This is a genomic window from Streptomyces sp. A5-4, assembly GCF_051131715.1.
Lineage (GTDB): Bacteria > Actinomycetota > Actinomycetes > Streptomycetales > Streptomycetaceae > Streptomyces.
Map to the genome: position 1 here is coordinate 8905086 of NZ_CP178591.1, position 18349 is coordinate 8923434.

The 18349-nt window shown below is 70.2% G+C and carries 17 protein-coding genes and 2 pseudogenes; 10 read left to right on the plus strand and 9 right to left on the minus strand.

What is annotated here, in order from left to right; all coding sequences use genetic code 11:
• Positions 1-106: 106 nt before the first annotated feature.
• Positions 107-715, minus strand: coding sequence for a TetR/AcrR family transcriptional regulator (locus ACLLJJ_RS41700; protein WP_434600042.1), 609 nt, complete (start codon positions 713-715; stop codon positions 107-109).
• A gap of 94 nt (positions 716-809) precedes the next feature.
• Here ACLLJJ_RS41700 and ACLLJJ_RS41705 point away from each other — a divergent pair, with 94 nt between their 5' ends.
• Complete coding sequence (locus ACLLJJ_RS41705; protein ID WP_434600043.1) at positions 810-1559, plus strand: SDR family oxidoreductase; 750 nt, start codon at positions 810-812, stop codon at positions 1557-1559.
• A gap of 195 nt (positions 1560-1754) precedes the next feature.
• Here the strand turns inward: ACLLJJ_RS41705 and ACLLJJ_RS41710 are convergent, their stop codons facing one another.
• Positions 1755-2363 carry a TetR family transcriptional regulator gene (locus ACLLJJ_RS41710; RefSeq protein ID WP_434600044.1) on the minus strand — a complete coding sequence of 203 codons (609 nt, stop codon included), beginning with the start codon at positions 2361-2363 and terminating at the stop codon, positions 1755-1757.
• A gap of 93 nt (positions 2364-2456) precedes the next feature.
• On the opposite strand from ACLLJJ_RS41710, the gene ACLLJJ_RS41715 reads away from it, so the two are divergent.
• Positions 2457-3497 carry an NAD(P)-dependent alcohol dehydrogenase gene (locus ACLLJJ_RS41715; protein WP_434600045.1) on the plus strand — a complete coding sequence of 347 codons (1041 nt, stop codon included), beginning with the start codon at positions 2457-2459 and terminating at the stop codon, positions 3495-3497.
• A gap of 454 nt (positions 3498-3951) precedes the next feature.
• Here ACLLJJ_RS41715 and ACLLJJ_RS41720 read toward each other — a convergent pair whose 3' ends face one another.
• Entirely contained in the window at positions 3952-4962 is a 1011-nt protein-coding gene (locus tag ACLLJJ_RS41720; RefSeq protein ID WP_434600046.1) for an NADP-dependent oxidoreductase, read from the minus strand.
• A gap of 111 nt (positions 4963-5073) precedes the next feature.
• Here ACLLJJ_RS41720 and ACLLJJ_RS41725 point away from each other — a divergent pair, with 111 nt between their 5' ends.
• Together ACLLJJ_RS41725 and ACLLJJ_RS41730 are read left to right on the plus strand one after the other, a co-directional pair.
• Complete coding sequence (locus ACLLJJ_RS41725; protein ID WP_434600047.1) at positions 5074-5667, plus strand: TetR/AcrR family transcriptional regulator; 594 nt, start codon at positions 5074-5076, stop codon at positions 5665-5667.
• Positions 5630-5962, plus strand: a complete 333-nt coding sequence (locus tag ACLLJJ_RS41730; RefSeq protein ID WP_434600048.1) for a hypothetical protein — start codon at positions 5630-5632, stop codon at positions 5960-5962. The genes ACLLJJ_RS41725 and ACLLJJ_RS41730 overlap by 38 nt, the downstream gene beginning before the upstream one ends.
• Positions 5963-6333: 371 nt before the next feature.
• On the opposite strand, the gene ACLLJJ_RS41735 is transcribed toward ACLLJJ_RS41730, so the two are convergent.
• Together ACLLJJ_RS41735 and ACLLJJ_RS41740 are read right to left on the minus strand one after the other, a co-directional pair.
• Positions 6334-6894 carry a LysE family translocator gene (locus tag ACLLJJ_RS41735; RefSeq protein WP_434600049.1) on the minus strand — a complete coding sequence of 187 codons (561 nt, stop codon included), beginning with the start codon at positions 6892-6894 and terminating at the stop codon, positions 6334-6336.
• Position 6895: 1 nt separating this feature from the next.
• Positions 6896-8395, minus strand: a complete 1500-nt coding sequence (locus tag ACLLJJ_RS41740; protein ID WP_434600050.1) for a DUF885 family protein — start codon at positions 8393-8395, stop codon at positions 6896-6898.
• A gap of 54 nt (positions 8396-8449) precedes the next feature.
• On the opposite strand from ACLLJJ_RS41740, the gene ACLLJJ_RS41745 reads away from it, so the two are divergent.
• Positions 8450-9823 carry a PLP-dependent aminotransferase family protein gene (locus tag ACLLJJ_RS41745; RefSeq protein ID WP_434600051.1) on the plus strand — a complete coding sequence of 458 codons (1374 nt, stop codon included), beginning with the start codon at positions 8450-8452 and terminating at the stop codon, positions 9821-9823.
• Positions 9824-9910: 87 nt separating this feature from the next.
• On the opposite strand, the pseudogene ACLLJJ_RS41750 reads toward ACLLJJ_RS41745, so the two are convergent.
• Positions 9911-10006 (minus strand): annotated as a pseudogene (locus tag ACLLJJ_RS41750) (Tn3 family transposase); the annotation flags it as partial.
• A gap of 403 nt (positions 10007-10409) precedes the next feature.
• Here ACLLJJ_RS41750 and tap point away from each other — a divergent pair.
• Positions 10410-12674 carry a telomere-associated protein Tap gene (tap, locus tag ACLLJJ_RS41755; RefSeq protein ID WP_434600052.1) on the plus strand — a complete coding sequence of 755 codons (2265 nt, stop codon included), beginning with the start codon at positions 10410-10412 and terminating at the stop codon, positions 12672-12674.
• Between the two features lie 5 nt (positions 12675-12679).
• Positions 12680-13243 (plus strand): telomere-protecting terminal protein Tpg, encoded by a 564-nt coding sequence (gene tpg / locus ACLLJJ_RS41760; protein WP_434600053.1) that lies wholly within the window; start codon positions 12680-12682, stop codon positions 13241-13243.
• A gap of 591 nt (positions 13244-13834) precedes the next feature.
• On the opposite strand, the gene ACLLJJ_RS41765 is transcribed toward tpg, so the two are convergent.
• Positions 13835-14185 (minus strand): hypothetical protein, encoded by a 351-nt coding sequence (locus ACLLJJ_RS41765; RefSeq protein ID WP_434600054.1) that lies wholly within the window; start codon positions 14183-14185, stop codon positions 13835-13837.
• Between the two features lie 33 nt (positions 14186-14218).
• Positions 14219-14632 carry a hypothetical protein gene (locus ACLLJJ_RS41770; protein WP_434600055.1) on the minus strand — a complete coding sequence of 138 codons (414 nt, stop codon included), beginning with the start codon at positions 14630-14632 and terminating at the stop codon, positions 14219-14221.
• A 215-nt stretch (positions 14633-14847) separates the two neighbouring features.
• Between ACLLJJ_RS41770 and ACLLJJ_RS41775 the strand changes: the two genes are divergently transcribed.
• On the plus strand, positions 14848-15027 hold the full coding sequence (locus ACLLJJ_RS41775; RefSeq protein WP_434600056.1) for a hypothetical protein: 180 nt from the start codon (positions 14848-14850) through the stop codon (positions 15025-15027).
• A 215-nt stretch (positions 15028-15242) separates the two neighbouring features.
• A pseudogene (locus ACLLJJ_RS41780) lies at positions 15243-16680 on the plus strand (NF041680 family putative transposase).
• A gap of 9 nt (positions 16681-16689) precedes the next feature.
• Here the strand turns inward: ACLLJJ_RS41780 and ACLLJJ_RS41785 are convergent.
• Complete coding sequence (locus ACLLJJ_RS41785) at positions 16690-16965, minus strand: hypothetical protein (RefSeq protein ID WP_434600057.1); 276 nt, start codon at positions 16963-16965, stop codon at positions 16690-16692.
• A 461-nt stretch (positions 16966-17426) separates the two neighbouring features.
• Here ACLLJJ_RS41785 and cspE point away from each other — a divergent pair, with 461 nt between their 5' ends.
• Positions 17427-17651: a transcription antiterminator/RNA stability regulator CspE gene (cspE, locus tag ACLLJJ_RS41790; protein WP_434600058.1), complete on the plus strand. Its 225-nt coding sequence runs from the start codon at positions 17427-17429 to the stop codon at positions 17649-17651.
• The last annotated feature ends 698 nt before the right edge of the window (positions 17652-18349 follow it).

Below are 18349 nucleotides of genomic sequence, written 5' to 3' on the forward strand. Positions count from 1 at the left end.
AACGTGATCGCTACCGGGGCTCTCGCAGAACTCGCGCAACCGGTCATTTGTGGGAACCGGCCCTTACGGCGAGCAGTCGCTCGCGAGGGTGAACGCCGGGCGGTTCTCAGGAGAGGGGCCAGTTGCGTAGGGCGGCGTCGGCCATCCCCTGGAGTTCATCGCGGCCGACACCGCTCGCGGCTTGCACGGCGATGCCGAATGCCAAGGTGGTGACGTAGCGGGCCAGTAGCCCCGGATCGGCCTCCGGAGGCAGGTCGCCGTCGTCTACGGCTCGCTGAAACCGCTCCCGGACGCAGGAGCAGCCGTTGTTGCGCCAGGCGACGAGAAGGTCACGGACTCCACGCCCGGAGTCGCCGGCGGCCAGGGCGCCCTGGACGCCCAGGCACCCGTGGGGATGGGCCGGGCGGGTGGTGGTTCGAACGGTGCCGGCCAGGATGGCGGTGGCGACGCCGAGGGCGGTCGGCTCCTCCAGAGCCCGGGCCAGGTATGCGCCCGGGCCTTCGGTGTAGCGCTCCAGGGCCTTGCGGAACAGCTCCTCCTTGTTGCCGAAGGCTGCGTACATGCTGGTGGTGGAGATGCCCATCGCGTCGGTCAGGGTGGCCAGGCTGGCCCCCTCGTAGCCGTGCTCCCAGAAGACCAGCACGGCGCGCTCGAGAGCTTCGTCGGCGTCGAATCCTCGCGGTCGGCCGATCGGGCCGCTCTGTTTCGTCTCCACCCCCACAGTCTACCTCTTCCGCATCGATCGATGCTGAAGTGCTACCGTTCGACTTCAGCATCGATCGATGCGGAATTCGAAGGAGGTTATTCACATGGGACTGCTTGAGGGGAAGACCGCTCTCGTCACCGGGGGCGGCACCGGAATAGGCCTGGCCAGTGCCGTACGACTGGCGGCCGAGGGCGCACACGTTTTCATCACCGGCCGGCGCAAGACCGAACTCGACGCGGCCGTCGAAGTGATCGGTTCAGCGGCTACCGCGGTGATCGGCGACATATCGAACCTGGCCGACCTGGACCGGCTCTACGAGACGATCCGCAGCCGGGGACGGGGCCTGGACGTACTGTTCGCGAATGCCTCCGTCGCCGCGTTCGTGACGCTTGAGCAGGTCACCGAGGAGCACTTCGACACCCTCTTCGGTATCAACGTCCGAGGCACGCTGTTCACCGTGCAGAAGGCGCTGCCACTGCTCAACGACGGTGCCTCGGTGATCTTGAACGGCTCCACCAACGTGGACGTCGGCGCGGAGGCGTTCGGCGTGTACGCGGCGACCAAGGCCGCCACCCGATCGTTCTCGCGGACCTGGGCCAACGAACTCAAGGGACGCGGCATCCGGGTCAACACCATCACACCCGGCCCGACCGATACCCCTGGTCTGTCGGGGCTCGCTCCCGACCCGGAGCAGGCCGCCGGCCTCAAACAGCAACTGGCTACGCATGTGCCGCTGGGCCGGCTCGGGCGCCCGGAGGAGATCGCCGCCGCCGTGACCTTCCTCGCCTCCGAGCAGAGCAGCTTCATCACCGGTTCGAGCCTGTACGTCGACGGCGGCCTGAACCAGATCTGAGTTCCATGGCCGCACATCCGGCGAGGATGGCGGCGCCTGGCCGGCCGGGCTCGCTCAGGCGGGCGAGCCCGGCAGCCTCGATCGCAAGATGGCCGGGCGGACAGAGGTCAGGCCCGGAGCCCGGGGGTCACGGGCTCCGGGCCTGACCGGAGCCCAGGCAACGTGCGTGAGCGTCACCAGGGGTGTTGGTGGCAGTCATGAGAGGGATGGGCCGCCTCCGCCGGCCGCGGTGGCACTTTGGACGCAGTCGCGGAGCAGGACGCGGCGCTGGTCATGTACGTCATAGGGTTCTTGGCTGCTGGCCGCATATACGTTGCTGACCGGTGACCAGGCCATGGACATGGCGATGACCATGGCCATGATGTCGAAAGGGTCACCTGCGCGGACCCGCCCGGCGGCCTGGGCCTCGGCGATGGCCGTGAGCTTGCGGTCGTCGTAGTGCTGGTGGGTCTCGACGAGGTGCCCGGCAGGCCGGCGCTCCAGTCGTGTCCAGGTCGCCAGCCGGATGAGGTCGGGGCGCCGCAGGTATTCGTCGTAGAGACGAACGGCCCACTCCGCGAGATCGTCGGCGTCAATGGGCACGACGTTGGTGATGCGCTCCAGCGAGCTGAGGAAGATCGCGTCGAAGAGCCGCTCTTTGTCGCCGAAGTAGGCGTAGAGCTGCGCCTTGTTGGTGCGCGCTGCCGTCACGATGCGTTCGATGCGCGCCCCGGCGATGCCGTGCTGGGCGAACTCTTCGGTGGCGGCGTCGAGGATGCGCTGGTAGGTCGCGGCGCCTCGCGAGGTCTGGGGCTGTTCCGGCATGCCCGCAGTCTATCAAACAGAACAGTTGGTTTGCCTTGATGCGCGGTCGCATTTAAACTGCAACAGACCGAACAGTCTGTTTAGGGAGTGAGTATGCGAACGACCACCGGATGGCAGGCGGCCGGCCCGACGGCGCTGCGGCGCACTTCGCTGGAGCGCCGTGACCTGCGCCCGGATGACATCGCGGTGCAGGTCGATTACTGCGGCGTGTGCCACACCGACCTGCACGCCCTGCGCGCCCACGACCAGCACACGAAAGCGCCCCTGGTGCCCGGTCACGAATTCACCGGCGTGGTGGCCGGGATCGGATCGGAGGTAACCACCTTCTCGGTCGGCGACCGCGTCGCGGTGGGCAACATCGTCGACTCCTGCGGCGTGTGCGCCATGTGCGAAGCCGGACAAGAGAATTTCTGCCACTCCTTCCCGACTCTGACCTACGGCGGCACCGACCGGCAGGACGGGTCGACCACCCTGGGCGGCTACTCCCGCGAGTACGTCGTGCGCGACACCTTCGCCTACCCGCTCCCCTCCGGCCTCGACCCGGCCGCAGCCGCCCCGCTGATGTGCGCCGGCGTCACCGTCTGGGAACCCCTGCGCTCCCTCGGCGTGGGCCCCGGCAGTCGCGTCGCCGTGGCCGGCCTCGGCGGCCTGGGCCACCTCGCGGTCAAGATGGCCGTGGCACTCGGCGCCACCACGACCGTCATCAGCCGCACCCAGGACAAGCGCGACGACGCCCGCAAGCTCGGCGCTCACGACCTCATCGACTCCACCGACATCCAGCAGATGGCCACGGCACGCGACACCTTCGACGTCGTCATCGACACCATCTCCGCCCCTCACGCCCTCGCCCCGTATCTGAAGCTGGTGGCGATGGACGGCACCCTCAGCCTCCTCGGGTACCTGGGCCCCGTCACCGTCGAGGCCACGGACCTGCTCATCGGCCGCAAGAAGCTCAGTTCCGCGGGCAGTGGAGGCCGCCTGGCGACGGCCGAGATGCTCCAATTCTGCGCCGACAACAGCATCGCCGCCGACATCGAAGTACTCCCGTCGTCACAGGTGGACACGGCACTCGACCGCCTCCGGCGAAACGACGTCCGCTACCGCTTCGTGCTCGACATGTCCGACCTGGACTGAGGAGACAGTTGGCCGGGCCATGACGTGCGGGCCGGACAACGACGCGCGCATGGCCCGGCACTCCGCCCTCTCACAAACGGGGGGGGGTGCCCCTATCTCTTTGATCAAGGTGGATGGGTGCTGGTTCGGGCGTCGGGAACGATGTGCCTGTGCACGCTGATGATCAGGTTGGCGAGGGTGTTTCTGCGGACCTCGCGGCGTTTCTCCGGAACGCTGCCGACGGCCGTCCGGTGAAGGTTGTTCCCTCCGTCTGCGCTGGTTGCGGCGGCCGCGCGTTCATCGCGGATAGCGAGGAGTTCTGGGAGGACGCGGACCCTGGCGAGGCCTCCTGTCCGTGTGGGAGCGAATCGCGACCGCCTGGTCGCCAGACGCGCCCCTGGCTCTCCGCATCATTCTTGATGGCCACCGGTGCCCCGCGGACGGGCGCCGGACGCGTCGGTGAAACGGCTCGTTCCTAAGCGACCGCGAGCACGATCTTGCCCTGGATGTGCCCTCGGGCGGCGCGTTCGTGCGCGGCTCGGGCATCCGCGAGCGCAAACGTGCTGTCGATCGCGACGCGGACCGTGCCCGCGTCGAGCAGGCGCCCCAGTTCGGCAAGCTGCGCGCCGTTCGAACGGACTTGGGCGCTCGAGACCGTGACGCCCAGCTTTGCGGTCTCTTCTTCGTCGAAGTCCCCGGGAAGTACGGGGAACTGGGCGCCGCCGCGCTTGAGCGTGCGCAGGAAGCGTTTGCTGTCGGGGCCGCCGACGGTGTCGAGAACGAGGTCGACGTCGTGCACGAGTTCCTCGGGACGACTCTTGGTGTAGTCGATGAACTGGTCGGCGCCGAGTTCGCTCAGGAACGATTCATGCGCGCCCGATGCCACCGCGATGACTCGCGCACCCTTCCACTTCGCCAGCTGCAGTGCGAAGTGCCCCACGCCGCCCGCGGCGCCGTTGATGAGCACCGTCGTGTCGGCGTCGAGTGCCGTCGGGCGATGCCGTGTCTTCTGGAAGGGCGAGGGGTGATCGTGTCCGACCTCGATCAGGAACTGCCACGCGGTGAGCCCGGCCATGGGCGCCCCGGCGGCGTGCACGTGGTCGATGCCGGCCGGCTTGCGTGCGAGGTCCGACGCGGGCGCGGCCACGTACTCGGCGTATGCGCTGCCGTGGAAGCTGGGAAAACGCAGAAGACCGAAGACTTCATCACCGACGGCGAGGCCGTCCACGTCCGCGGCGACGGCCTCGACGACGCCCGACACGTCCGTCCCCGGAGTCACCGGCAGGCTGACTGTCGATTCCGTCTCCCCGGGCATCGTGGTGTACCCGCCGCGCAGGTACCAGTCGGGCGGATTGATGCCCACCGCGTGAACGCGAACGAGCACTTCGCCCGGCCCCGGCTCGGGAATCGGCGCCTCGTCGTAACGCAGAACTTCAGGGCCGCCGTGCTCATGGAGCCGGATCGCCCTCATCGTGTGTGTCGGCATCGTTTTCTCCTGCCCGCGCTGCGGGATAGGTTTATTCGGATCAGCGCTCCACGTAAATGGACCACTGGTGCGAATATATGGACCACTGATCCGGATAGTCAAGGGGGACAGATGCGGGCCGACGCCAGGAAGAACCGCGACCACCTGCTCGCAGTAGCGGGCACCGCCATCACCGAGCAAGGCGTCGACGTATCACTGCGCGACATCGCGCGCAGGGCCGACGTCGGGCTCGCGACGCTGCTGCGGCACTTCCCGACACGCGAGGCGCTGCTCGATGCCCTGCTCCGCACGAGCTTCGACGAGATGGCGGCACAGGCAGCCGAACTCGAAACGTTGAGCTCGCCCGAAGACGCTCTTGTTTCGTGGCTACGCGACTGCGTCGCGTGGACGACCGAGTATCGGGGCGTGACCGTGCTGATGGCAGCTGCCATCGAGGACACCGAGTCCGCACTCCACGCTTCGTGCGTCACCCTGCGCGCAGCCGGTGCGCGGCTCCTCACCCGCGCCCAGGCCGCAGGCACAGCGCGGAGCGACATCGATGGCGACGATCTGTTTGCGCTGATAGCCATGCTCGCTTGGCTCGGCGATCAACCCTCGCTCGCCCCACGCGCCGACCACCTCTTCGATGTTGTCGCGAGCGCGATTCTGACGAGCGCAGGGAGCAGCGATGCCGAGGGGGAACGCCGCCCTCGGGCCCGTAGCTGAAATCGTCGCGCACCCGGACCAGCGAACTCGGCCACGCGCTCGGCAGGAGCGGTTCGACGCCGAGTTCGCCAAGGCGGTCAAGGGCACCGGCATCGAGCCGCGCGACGGCTGGACACTGCACCGGATCCGCCGCAGCACCCTGACACGCGACGCCGAGGGCACCTCCACCCCGATGCTGCTGGCCCGCTCCCGCCACGCCTCCGCCCGCTCCCTGGAGCGGTACGCACGCCCCAGCGTCGACGCGGTCGCCCGGCACGTCGCCGAACGCGACCCCGCCGCCCGCCGTCGCAGGTGAGTCCGAGCACATCAGGGCTTCAAGATCATCCCGTTGCCTCTTTGGCGCGTATCTGGACCCCCGCAGGGCTGACTGGGCGTCGTCGTAGAGGAAGGTCCGGGATACTCCCGCTCGGGAGGCGACCCCGGCAACGGTGACGGACCCGCCGTCGCGCTCCAGGCTGTCGAGGGCGGCTTGGACGCGGGCAACGCAGTCCAGACGGCGTTGTTGCGCGGCCTCGGCCAAGTGGGCGGAGTTGTCAGCGCGCATCGGCTGCCTGCCCGGTCGCGTGGTGGCCGCGAGGCCCGGTCGGCGGTCAAGCGGGGGCGGCGCGACGACTGGGACTGAGGCGGCCCCGGTCAGCGCGGCGCTGCGGGTCGGTCGATGGGTCGTCACGCGAGTGCCGCGTAGCCGGCGAGTGCCAGGTAGATCATCCCTGGCCACCGCCCGCCGACCCGCAGTCGGCCGCCCACCGCCGCCCCGGCCAGCGCGTAGCCGAGGTCGGCGGCCAGCGCCAGCGCGAAGAAAACCGTGCCATGGACGAGCAGCCCGGCCGGCGTCGTCGCGAACTGCGGCAGGAACGCCAGGAAGAACAACGCGACCTTCGGATTGAGCAGGTTGACCAGCGCGCCGTCCCGGAACATCCGGGCCGCCGACTCCGGGACGATCGGCGCGGCGGGTGCCGGCCGGTGCCGCAGGGCGCGCAGTCCCAGCCAGAGCAGATAACCCACCCCGGCACACCGGATCGCGCCGGACGCGGCGGGCGCGCCGGCCAGCAGCGCCGCCACCCCGGCCACCGCGAGGCCGACATGGACCAGGGTGCCGGTCTCCACACCGAGCGCGGACAGCAGCCCGGCCCGGCGGCCGTGCGCGGCGGCGCGGGTCACGATGTACACCATGTTGGGTCCCGGCACCGCGATCAGCACCGCCGAGGCCAGTACGAACGCCCACATCTCAGTCTCCCAGCGCCCGGTCGAGCAGGCCCAGCGGCGGCGCGCCGAGGCCGAGCAGCGCCGCGTGGAACCGGCCGAGGCTGAACCCGGATCCCCACTCGGCCCGGGCCCGGTCCCGCAGGTCGAGGATCGCCAGCTTGCCCCACGTGTACGACAGGGTCAGCGGATCCCGGAGCACCCGGTGCACGGCGGCGTCGGCGGCCGGCCCGGCGAGCAGGGCGTCCACGGTGTACCGGTGGCGCGCCTCCGCCACCGACATCGTCCTGGTCTGGAAGCCGATGGTGCAGGCCAGCCGGCTGATCCGCAGCAGCGCGTCCCGGGCGACGCTCGCCACGAACCGCGGATCGCCGTCCCGGAAGCCCTCCTCGACGGCGAGCTGCTCGCAGTAGTGCGCCCAGCCCTCGACGAAGGCGGCGGAGTGCAGGGTGCGCCGGACGTCGCCGGCGGCGCGGCGCAGCGCCCGGCCGTGCGCGTGATGGCCAGGGGCCGCCTCGTGCAGGGCGATGTTGGCCAGCCCCGATCGGTTGTACAGCGACAGCCACTGCGCGCTCCGGTCCGCCGGCCAGCCCGGGGCCGGCGGGGTGATCCGGAACCAGCTCGGCCCGTCCGGCTCGTACGGGGCGGCCATGGTCAGCGTCGCCACCTGGTGCGCGTCGGTCGGCGGGGTGACTCCGACCCGGCACTCGCCGTCCAGGTACGGCACGAGCCCCCGCTCCGCCGTCCACGCCTCGACCTCGGTGACCAGCTCGGCGGCCAGCTCCAGCACCCCCGACGGCGACGGGTGGTCGGCGAGGATCCCTGCCATGGTCACCTCCGCCGGGGCGGCTGGGTCGATCCGGCCGCACGCCTCGATCAACCGGTCCCGCCACGCGTCGCGCTCGACGTCGAGCCGGGCGGCCAGCGCGGTCAGGTCCACCTCGACCGCCTCGGTCGCCCCGGCCAGCCGGGCCAGCGCCGACTCGCCGAGCGCCGGGTCCGGATCGCCGGTGCGGGCCGCGTGCCGCAGGTGCGTGGTGAGCCGGTCGAGGGCGGCCCGGGCGGGCGGCTCGTCGGCGACCAGGTCGGCCAGGCCCCGGGCCGTGTTGAGGGCCGTCTCGGCCAGCGGCGCCGGCACCCGGTCGAGGGCGGCGATCGCGGCGTCCACGGCGTCCGGCCAGCCCGCGAGGTGCGTCCGGCGGGCGGCGGCACGCTCGGCGGCCGGAGCGTATTCGCGGTCGTAGCAGGTGACGTCGAGGTTCTCCAGGTGCGGGGTCGGGTCGAACCGGTGCAGCTCCAGTTCGCGGTAGCGGACCCGCAGCGCGCGCTCGGCGGCGGCGAGCTGCCGTTCGTCGTGCGGGTCGGCGACCGGGGGGCCGCCGAGCGCGGCCAGGCCTCGGCGTACCCCCTCGGGGGAGAGGTCCTGGAGTAGCCCGTCGTACTCGTGCCGCCCCGCGTCCGTGCGGGTGGCCGGCACCATGAGATCGGTTACCGCCCGCAGCCGGGCGTCCTTCGGTGTGATCATGGAGCCGAGTCTTGTCGGCGCGGCCGCCCGTCACCCGGGCCAATGGGGGAACATGTGGACCGGAACTGGACCGCGGCCGAGCTGACCGAGATCCTGGGCGACTGGGCGACCGCGCCGGGGCCGTTGTACCGGCGGCTCGCCGCCGCCCTCACCGTCGCCGTGGAGGCCGGCGACCTCGGGGCCGGTGAGCGGCTGCCGGCCGAGCGGGAGCTGGCCGGGGCGCTCAGGCTGAGCCGGGCCACCATCGTCGCGGCCTATGACCTGCTTCGGGACGCCGGCATGCTGGACAGTCGACGGGGCAGCGGCAGCCGGGTGCGCGGCGGCCCGGGCGAGCGTGGCGGCTCCGGGGCCGAGTCCGGCACGGCGGTGGTCCGCCGGCTCGCCGCCGGGCCCGGCCCGCTAATCTCCCTGGCCCGCGCCGCCGGCGAGCCGCCCGCCAACCTGGCCGCCGAGCTCGCCGCCCTCGCGGCCGAGGACCTGCCCGCGCTGCTCGCCGACGCCGGCCACCACCCGCGCGGTCTGCCGGTGCTCCGCGAGACCATTGCCGACCAGTACACGGCCGACGGCCTGCCCACCACCGCCGACCAGATCGTCGTCACCACCGGGGCCACCCAGGCGATCAGCCTCGCGATCACCTGCTTCGTCCGCCGCCGCGCCACGGTCGTCGTCGAGTCCCCGGGCTGGCCCGGCTGCCTCGACGCCTTCCACGCGGCGGGCGCCCGGCTCGCCCCGGTCGGGCTGGACGCCGAGGGGGCCAGCGTCGCCGAGCTCGCGCCGGCGTTCGCGGCCGGACCGGCGCTGGCGTACCTGATGCCGACCTTCCACAATCCGACCGGCACCCTGATGTCGGCGGCCCGCCGTCACCGGATCGGTGAACTGGCCGCGCAGCACGGCGTGCCGGTGCTGGAGGACAACGCCTACTGCACCACCCTGGGCACGCCGCCGCCCCCGCCGTTGGCCGCGTACGCGCCGGGCGGCGCGACCGTCCTCAGCGTCGGTTCGGTCACCAAGACGATCTGGTCGGGCCTGCGGGTCGGCTGGCTCCGGGCCCCCGCGCCGATCGCCGAGCGGATCGCGCGACTGAAGACCCTCGCCGACCTGGGCAGCCCGGTGCTGGACCAGGCGCTCACCGCCCGGCTGCTGCGCCGGCCCACGCCGCCGGACACCGAGCCGCTCCGCCGACTGGCCCACCTGGAGGCGGCCCTACGCGCCCGGCTACCGGACTGGCGATGGCGCCGCCCGGACGGCGGCTCGGCGCTGTGGATCGAACTGCCCGACATGGACGCCCGGGTCTACGCCCAGCTCGCGCTGCGGCACGGAGTGGAGGTCGTGCCGGACACGACGCACATCCGGGTGCCGTTCACCCTCCCGGCAGCGACGCTCACCGAGCTGGCCGAGCGGCTCGGCCGGGCCTGGGACAGCCGGTGAGTCCCAGGACCGGCTGGCCGGTCAGCCGCAGTACACCGGCGTGGCGTGCGCCGGGTCGAGCGCGTTGGTCACGTGGTGCAGGGCGGTCGGGGTGAACCCGATCGGGCCCTTCCAGTTCCTGATCCTGGGCATCAGGTCGAAGCCCAGCAGGTGTGCCAGGGCGAAAACGGGAACGCTCTGCCCCCCCGGTGATCAGGAGCCCTCAACAGCCGAGGAATACGCGACTCCGGATTACGCGAGGTTGCCAGTGTCACACCCCCAGAAGCCTCAGTCTCTGGGCGTTCCACCGGCAGCGTCCATGCCATATCGGGTCAACTACCCAGCGGCTGAAAGCGTGGGGCGGGCCCGCCCGGTCCGCTCATCAAGACGGAACGGCTTCCGACGGTCCGCTCAATCCTTGATGAGAAGCAAGCCCGGCGACCAGCCTTCGATGAGAACGCCCAACCTTCGCTGGGACAGGTCACCCCCCCCACTCGTCCCGCATCGGCATATCTGCATCCTCGAACGCACTTCGTACGTTGTTCGTACGGCAAACGTACGCACATCGTACGTTTCATGGGGTAGGGTGTTGGTCAGGAGGTAACCCATGTCCGAGTTGTTCGACGCGGTCGACGCCTTGCTCGCGTCCCGCGCCACGCTCCCGCTGCCGGCGGAGCGCAAGCGGCTGCGTGCCGCGCACGGCCTGACGATCGACGAGGTGGCCACCACGCTGCAGGTGCGCCGCGCCACGGTCAGCGGGTGGGAGTCCGGCAAGACCGAGCCCCGGCCGCCGGAGCGCGACGCCTACGCCCGGCTGCTGGACAAGCTCGCGGAGCTCTACCCCGCCCCGGGCGACGTGGCCGCCGCAGCCGACGCGGTCGCGCCCGTCCCTGACGCTGCGGTGCCGGCCACGTTCGCCGCCGTGCCCGCTCCGGCGGAAGCGCAGACCCTGTCCACAGGTCCGGCGCCCGAGGCTGCGGTCATGACTGCACCCGAGAACACCGAGACCACCCCTGCCCCCGTCACCACCACCCCGGCGGCCGCGCCGCGTCCGGCGCGCACCACCAGGCCGACGTCGACGTCGCGCCGTCCGGGTGCGAAGAAGGCGGCCCCGGCCGCGACCCCGGCGGGCGAGATGGACCCGCGGTTCGAGAACGGGCCGCTGGCAGTCGTCGACGTCGAGGACGGGAAGGTCCTGGCGTACTGCGTCGGCGGCCTGGTCCTGGACGTGCCCGCCAAGAGCCTGCCGTCCCTGGTGGACTGGACCCTGAAGGAGGCGAAGCTCGGGCAGCCGAAGTTGTCCGGTCCGGGCAGGGCGGCCGACCCGCTGGTCGTGCTCACCGAGGCCGCCCTGGAGCGCTACGGCCTGCCCGTCGGCCTCACCGAGGAGGAGCAGCACGCCGGGCGGATCCCGGAGGTCCACAAGGTGATCAAGCAGCTGGTCCGTGCCGACTGGAAGCTCACGAAGCGCGGGTTCGGGCCGTGGGCGAGGATCTACCGTCCGGCCAAGGGCTCGGACCGGCAGTGTGTGCAGCTGTGCATCCCTTCGTGGAAGGCGCTGGACACCCGGCACTGGGGCAGCGCCGCGCAGCTGCCGCCGGCGGAGCTCGCCCGAGTGATGGGCGTGTACGCGTCCCGGGTGATGACGCCGCGCGGCTCCACCGCCGTCACCGGCCTGGAGCTGATGACCGCCCTGCACCCGCCGACCTACGCCGTACGCGATGAGGAGACCGGCGCCCTGCGGCAGGCCGACGACAAGAACCCCGGCTCGCTGGGCAAGGACCCGGTGGACTGCGCACCGTGCGAGGCCCCGGACGGCCACCCGCTGCTCAAGGACCTGCCGCGCTTCCACATGCGCGGCCCGGCGGAGAAGCTGTTCGAGGAGGCGTACGACTGGGCGCGGCCGATGACCGACACCGAGTGCACGCGGCGGCACCTGGTGGGCCTGGACGTGAACATGGCCTTCGCCGCCGGAGCGAACGGCCTGGTCGTCGGCCTCGGTGAGGCGACGCACGTCAAGAACACGGTGTTCGACCCGAAGCTGCCCGGCTCGTGGCTGGTCGACCTGTCCCATGTCGACCTGTCCCGGGTGAAGGCCGGCAAGGACTGGGCGGAGCTCCAGGGTGATCTGCTGCCCAGCCCGTTCACGCCGAAGGGTGACCGCCCGGAAGGGCCGGCCTGGTACGCGACGCCGACCGTGGCCTACGCGGTGGAGCTCGGGTACGACGTGACGCCGACCGAGGCATGGGTGCGGTACGACAACGGCCGGTACCTGGACGGCTGGTACAACCGGCTGCGGGACGCCTACCTGACCACGATGGCCGACCTGGGTGTCGACGCGGATCTGTCGCCGCAGGACTTCCTGGCGGCGATGGTCGGCTACAAGGGCCGTGACCCGGAGCTGGCGATCGTGGTGACCGCCGTCAAGGCGACGGTGAAGGGCGGCCTGGGCAAGCTGCGTGAGCGCCCCCGCGGCGAGGGCTGGACGGCTGGCGAGCCGTGGCGGGCGCTGTCCCGCCCGACGTGGCGGCCCGACATCCGCGCGGCGGTCATCTCCCGCACCCGGATGAACCTGCACCGCAAGATGGTCAAGCACGCGGCGTTCACCGGGCAGTACCCGATCGCGGTCAACTCCGACTGCGTCGTCTACGCGGTCGACGGCGAGAGCCCGCTGGACTTCCTGCCCTACCGGGAGGGCAAGCCGCTGCCGGGCGGCTTCAAGCTCGGGGTCAACCCCGGCCTGGTCAAGCACGAGGGCACGCAGACCACGCTGTGGGGCGAGGGCGTACGGGAGCAGTACGAGTCTCCTGAGCTCAACCTCGCCCGGTACATCAAGGACGGCATCGTCACCAACAAGGACACCGGGGAGTAGGGAGCATGAACAAGGAGTTCGGGGACGGCCTCGACCAGGCGGTGCAGAAGGCGTTCACCCGCCCCACGCCGAAGGCGGCCGGCGCGCAGATGCGCTACCTGGTCAAGCAGTACAAGGGCACCAAGGCGGTCGCCCAGATGCTGCGGATCTCCCAGCGCACCGTCGAGCGGTACGTGAAGGACCAGATCAAGAAGCCGCGCGCCGACCTCGCCGCCCGGCTGGAGGGCGAGGTCAAGAAGCGGTGGCAGCCGCAGATCCGGGCCAAGGCCAGGGAGAAGGCCGCGACGACCGGCGGCATCGTCATCGACGTCCACGCCCGCCTCGGCTACGCCGGGGCGCCGGTGGACACGACGGACGAGGACCGCCTGCGGCAGCTGACCGTGGCCCTCCCGCCGCAGTACGCCGCCCGCCTCTTCGACGCCCAGGAGCAGGGCGCCAGCGAGGACCAGTTGCGCGAGCTCGCCGCCGACGCGCTCCGCGAGGTGTACTTCCAGGACGGCGGGCGCCGCGCCGGCTCCCTGCAAGAGGTGCAGATCAACGACGTACAGCACCTGGATTTCAAGCTGTAGAGGCCGCCCCGAACAGCCCGCGAGCCCCGGACCGCTGATGGTCCGGGGCTCGCTCGCGTATCCGCGGGGGCCGGATGCTCATGCACGCGATGCTGTGCTCAACGGCTTGCCGCCGTCAGCGGCTACTCCCCGCGCTGCCGCCGGTCGCGCAGCTGCTTGCGGATCGAGCGGGCGACCTCTATCGCCCGGTGGGAGGACGTCGCAGCGAACTGGCGGCGGTTGTCCAGGTCCTCGGTCAGAGCGCGGGCGTAGGCGCGATCTCACTCGCAGCCGCCTGACGGCCCGTCCCTCGTTGGGAAGGGCGGGCAGTCGGACGTCAACGTGACGGAATCCGGCACCTGAACCGCGCCACTGCCTTCACTCCGGCTTGCTCGGCACGGAACGGTGCTCCGGGCAGCGAGCGGCCCGGAGCACTCTCAGCGGTCGGTCAGCGCGTTCGGGGCGGGGCCATGCGGGCGTGGAGCAAGGTGGGTCATGATCGCCCCCGTAACAAGCCAGCCGAGCGGGCCGGGCCTCGACCACACGAACCGGCCGATACGGAGTCCGGGGCCTGGCCCGGGCCACGTACCGGCCCGACGGAACGGCAATGGCTCAGGGAAGCCGGCGCCCCATGCTCGCCGACCGCCGATTGTATTCCTTGGTGTCCCACCACTCCTCCAACAGGGCGCGCACCAGGTGCACGAGCTGGCGGAGCCGCTCTGGGTCGGGGGCCGGCGCGGTGAGCACATCGACAAAGGACTTGTCGTCCCACGGCAGCGTGAACATCCAGCGCTCGTCCGGGTGGCCTTGACGTACCGCGGTGAGCGAGTACGTCAAGGTCGCGCTGCGATTCGGGTGATGAGCGACGGACAGATCAGAGATGTCGAACGTCATTTGCCCGTCACCCGTGGTGTACGAACGCCCCAGCGCACGCTCGGCCGGGGTGGGTTCCGGTGTCGGCATGCCCATCACCTGTCCTTTTCCCGTTGGCTCGGATTAGCACATGGCAGCAGCGCGAGTGTTGACCTTGTATGCGGTGAGAAGATCATTTTGCCCAGCAGGCGTACCGATGATGGTGCGGAACTTCTCGACACTCGGGCACTGGGCGGTATAGGTGGAAAAGCCGCCCCGGCCGTTAGGCAACCCGGACCAGAAGGCGGCGCTGATCTTCCTGTCCATCGTACTGCTCCAGCCATGACGCGCCTTGATGTGCTTCCAGCCCCACCTGGCAGTGCCGCAGCGCAGCGTGTACTTGGCGGGCCCTCGGTGGTAGTTCCGCACGACGTAATTGCGGCCGTGGGTCCGGCATTTCGCGTCGATACTGGCAGCGGCGACCTCGGCGGACGTGGTTCCCGCCTTGCTCGACGTCATCGCGGCGGATGCGGAACCGGCCGTCGGGATGATCAGCACTGATATGACGGTTGCGGTGGCCAGCGCCGCCTTGACGGCGCGTGACGAGTGGAGACGCAAGACTTCCCCCTTGGGATGAGTCCCCCGTGGTCAGTGCGGGGGACTCGGCGTGTCGCAGCCTCTTCCCCCGAGGCTGCGACAGGCACTGCATCACACCTGCCGACGCGCGGTCAACGGAGATTTACTTCTTTCAAGCCGCCCTGAAAGCAGATAAGTTGCGGTCCAAGATCCGCGCCTCCGGCATGCGGGCCCGGCGCAACGTGCGGGACTACGAACGCAAGATGGCCCACGCCGAAGCACATATCCAGTGGGCCTTCATCACCTTGATGAGCCGACGTCTGGCCCGGCCCCACCGGCAGACCGGCCCGTCACCGATCTCACTCGCAGCCGCCTGACGGCCCGTCCCTCGTTGCCGTTCGGTTCATAGCGTCGCGACCTGCGGAAAGAGGTTCAGGAACAGCTTCTCAGCTTGTTCTTTTACCTCCGGCCTCGAACAGCGCACCGGACGTGCTCACCCACATGAGAGTTCCGCGCACGTGACCACGGCCTTCGTTCGATCCTGTGCTCCGTCCAGGGACACACCGGACCGCAACAAAGGCCGTGAGGGACGATGGTGCTGCAACCGGGTTTCGGATGGGAGCCGTTCGCTGTGGTATCGCGTTTCCGGGAGGACTTCTTCGACTGCCTGACCGCCCGCGCGGACACGCTGTTCGAGCTGACCGACGCACTGCTATGCGCCGACGGGCCGGTGAACGCGGCTGTGGATCTGACGCTCACGGCCGAGCACCGACGCGGGCACGGCGCGATGTACTCCGCGCTGAATAGCGGGAACGTGGACGTGCCCAGGCTGCGGCAAGTGCTGGCCGGACTCCCGCTGCCCGAGGCCGCCGAGGGGCGCCTGGTGCTGGCTGTCGATATCAGCAACTGGCTGCGCCCCGATGCTCCATGCAGCCCGGACCGGCTGTTCTGCCATGTCTACGGCCGCAGCGGCCGTTCCTCGGACCAGATGATCCCGGGCTGGCCGTACTCCTTCGTTGCCGCCCTGGAGTCGGGTCGGATCTCGTGGTGCCAGATTCTGGACGCGCTGCGGCTGGGGCCGGCCGACGATGTCGCCGAGGTCACCGCCGCCCAGGTCCGCCGCGTGGTCACCGACCTCATTGACATGGGACGGTGGAACGTCGGTGACCGGGACATCCTGGTTGTCTTCGACGCCGGGTACGACGCCCCGCGCATGGCCTACCTGCTGGACGGTCTGCCGGTGGAGGTCCTGGGACGAATGCGCACGGACCGCGTGATGCGCAAACCGGTTCCGGTCCCGTGGATCTCACCGCTACAAGGTGGGCGCCCGCCGAAACACGGCAAGGAGTTCCGCTTCGCACTCCCCGACACCTGGGGCGAGCCCGGCGCGGCAACCGTGCAGGTCACCGACCGCTACGGCATCGCCCGCGCAATGGCGTGGGACCGCATCCACCCGCGGCTGACAACCCGCTCCGCGTGGATCGATCACACCGGCGAACTCCCCCTCATCGAGGGCACCTTGATCCGGCTGAAGGTCGACCGGCTGCCCGGCGGCGCCGACCCGCTGCCCGTCTGGCTGTGGTCGTCGGCCACCGGACTGACCGGAGAGGACGTCGACCTGCGCTGGCAAGCGTTCCTGCGCAGATTCGACCTTGAACACACCTTCAGAATGATCAAGCAAACGCTGGGCTGGACCCGCCCGCGACTCCGCACACCACAGGCCGCGGACCGGTGGACCTGGCTGATCGTCACTGCTCACACCCAGCTCCGCCTCGCCCGACCGCTGGTCGTTGACCTTCGACGTCCCTGGGAGCGCCCGGCTGAGCCTGGTCGGCTCACCCCGGCCCGGGTCCGCCGAGGGTTCAGAAACCTCCGCCCGAACTTGCCCTGTCCTGCCCGGGCACCGAAACCGACCCGACCCCGGCAGACCACGCGGCTCGAAGAACCGGCACCCCGCCACCCGTTACAACGTAGGCAAGACCGTAAGACGCGCAGAAAGCATCACCGAACGCGACCAACTCAGATGCTGAGCACAGCATTCAGAAGGGCACAACCAGCCCGGCCTCTCGCAATTGCAGCAGCGCCCTGCCCATGCACTCGGCAACCGAGGCCCCGTCAGCCCTCATCCCACCGTCCAGCGGCCCACCAGAAGCGGCAAACGTCCACGCGGGCCGACCGTCCCGCACACGCTCCGCGTCGACCCGGATCATGGCACCGACACCCTGGTCGCCGAGCCACTCCAGGATGAGCAGCGTCGCGTCCTCGACACCGCTGTCCAAGTCCACCTTGGGCTGCCGCCGCATTCCCTGAGCCATGGCCACAACCTTACTCAGCAGGCGGTCGAACCTGGGCACGCGCCTTCAAAGCGGCCAGGACGATAAAGAACAAGCTCAGTCTTCCGTGAACCCGGCGCAGACCCGCCCGGTTTGTGACTGGACATGCTGGTTGGCGGCTTGGTCGCTACGTCTGGCGGCGCATGGATCTCAGCCACAGCTGCTCGCAGTTTCCGCATCGCCCGATATCTGGATGTCGGGCGCAGGGCGCAGCGCGTTCCCGGCCAGGATGTTGGTGACCCGTTCGTGTGGCACAGGCGCAGGAACGCAGTGGGAGAGTCTTGGCGAGGGGAAACTGGGGTGATCCCGTAGACAGGAGACATCCCGTGTTCCGTTTTGCCGGCCGTGCCGCGGCCTCCGTCCTGTTCGTCTGTGCTGCCGCCGCTGCGAGCGCAGCTTCCGCCGCACCTCTGGACGCTCCTCCTCAGCCCACCGTGTCCTCGGTGGCAGACCCGGTGCCCGCGAAAGCCACTGGCACGGTCAAGTGGTTCCACGAGAGCAAGGGGTTCGGCTTCATCACCCCCGATGACGGAGGCAAGGACGTCTTCGTCCACTTCAGCGCCATCCAGGACAACGGCTTCAAGACGCTGTCCGAAGGCCAGCGCGTGCAGTACGAGGTGGTACAGGGGGCCAAGGGCCCCTCAGCGGCGAACGTCACTGCCCTCTGAGAAGCCGCCGGGCGCGGTCACGCTGCTGCTCCCGGCGGATAGTGAGCAATCGATCTTCACGGTCGGCGCTTCCTGGCAGCGATAGTTGGCGCTCCCAGGTCGAAACGGTCGACCTCGCGGACGGATCCGCAGGTCATATGATCCTCGGCTGCGGACTCGTCAACTCCGTGGCCAGCCGCCAGCTAGCGTGGCCAGTCACAGGTGGTGTGCCTGAGCGTTTTACTTGGCCCCTGAGCGCTCTAGTTGGCCCGGCTGAGCGGCGTAGGTGGCCCGCAGGGTAGCTGTGACTAGGCGCTGGCCCAACGGCCAAGTACGCGCTCATCGACCACCCGACAGACGCAGCTTTCGGCTGCCGAGGCCTTCACCCCGGCGAGCGGTACCTGGGCCGGGTTCAACTGCCGATCTTCGCCCGGCCTGTCGACCCTCCCACGGGTACCGGCTGGTGTCCCGGTAGCGTCCGTTCCATGGTCGCCCTCGATGCGCTCGCCCGCCTCTGCCCGCCGCCCGCCAATCCGCCACCTGCGGAATGAGTAGCGCGGTTTGTGCGCCCTTGTCTACTCAGTCTGGGAGCCCCACCATCGCAGAATGGGAATGGCGGAAGCGGCACTGGCCATGGCGACTGGGCTGGGCGGCGCTGGAATCGGAGCCGCAGGCGCCTTATGGGCTCAGCGGGCGAAGAGGCGTGAAACCGAGACCGC

Bases quoted from the DNA above. Each gene is read 5' to 3' on its own strand.
- ACLLJJ_RS41705 (WP_434600043.1), top strand. From the start codon at position 810: ATGGGACTGCTTGAGGGGAAGACCGCTCTCGTCACCGGGGGCGGCACC.
- ACLLJJ_RS41710 (WP_434600044.1), bottom strand. From the start codon at position 2,363: ATGCCGGAACAGCCCCAGACCTCGCGAGGCGCCGCGACCTACCAGCGC.
- ACLLJJ_RS41715 (WP_434600045.1), top strand. From the start codon at position 2,457: ATGCGAACGACCACCGGATGGCAGGCGGCCGGCCCGACGGCGCTGCGG.
- ACLLJJ_RS41720 (WP_434600046.1), bottom strand. From the start codon at position 4,962: ATGCCGACACACACGATGAGGGCGATCCGGCTCCATGAGCACGGCGGC.
- ACLLJJ_RS41725 (WP_434600047.1), top strand. From the start codon at position 5,074: ATGCGGGCCGACGCCAGGAAGAACCGCGACCACCTGCTCGCAGTAGCG.
- ACLLJJ_RS41730 (WP_434600048.1), top strand. From the start codon at position 5,630: ATGCCGAGGGGGAACGCCGCCCTCGGGCCCGTAGCTGAAATCGTCGCG.
- ACLLJJ_RS41735 (WP_434600049.1), bottom strand. From the start codon at position 6,894: ATGTGGGCGTTCGTACTGGCCTCGGCGGTGCTGATCGCGGTGCCGGGA.
- ACLLJJ_RS41740 (WP_434600050.1), bottom strand. From the start codon at position 8,395: ATGATCACACCGAAGGACGCCCGGCTGCGGGCGGTAACCGATCTCATG.
- tap (WP_434600052.1), top strand. From the start codon at position 10,410: ATGTCCGAGTTGTTCGACGCGGTCGACGCCTTGCTCGCGTCCCGCGCC.
- tpg (WP_434600053.1), top strand. From the start codon at position 12,680: ATGAACAAGGAGTTCGGGGACGGCCTCGACCAGGCGGTGCAGAAGGCG.
- ACLLJJ_RS41765 (WP_434600054.1), bottom strand. From the start codon at position 14,185: ATGCCGACACCGGAACCCACCCCGGCCGAGCGTGCGCTGGGGCGTTCG.
- ACLLJJ_RS41785 (WP_434600057.1), bottom strand. From the start codon at position 16,965: ATGGCTCAGGGAATGCGGCGGCAGCCCAAGGTGGACTTGGACAGCGGT.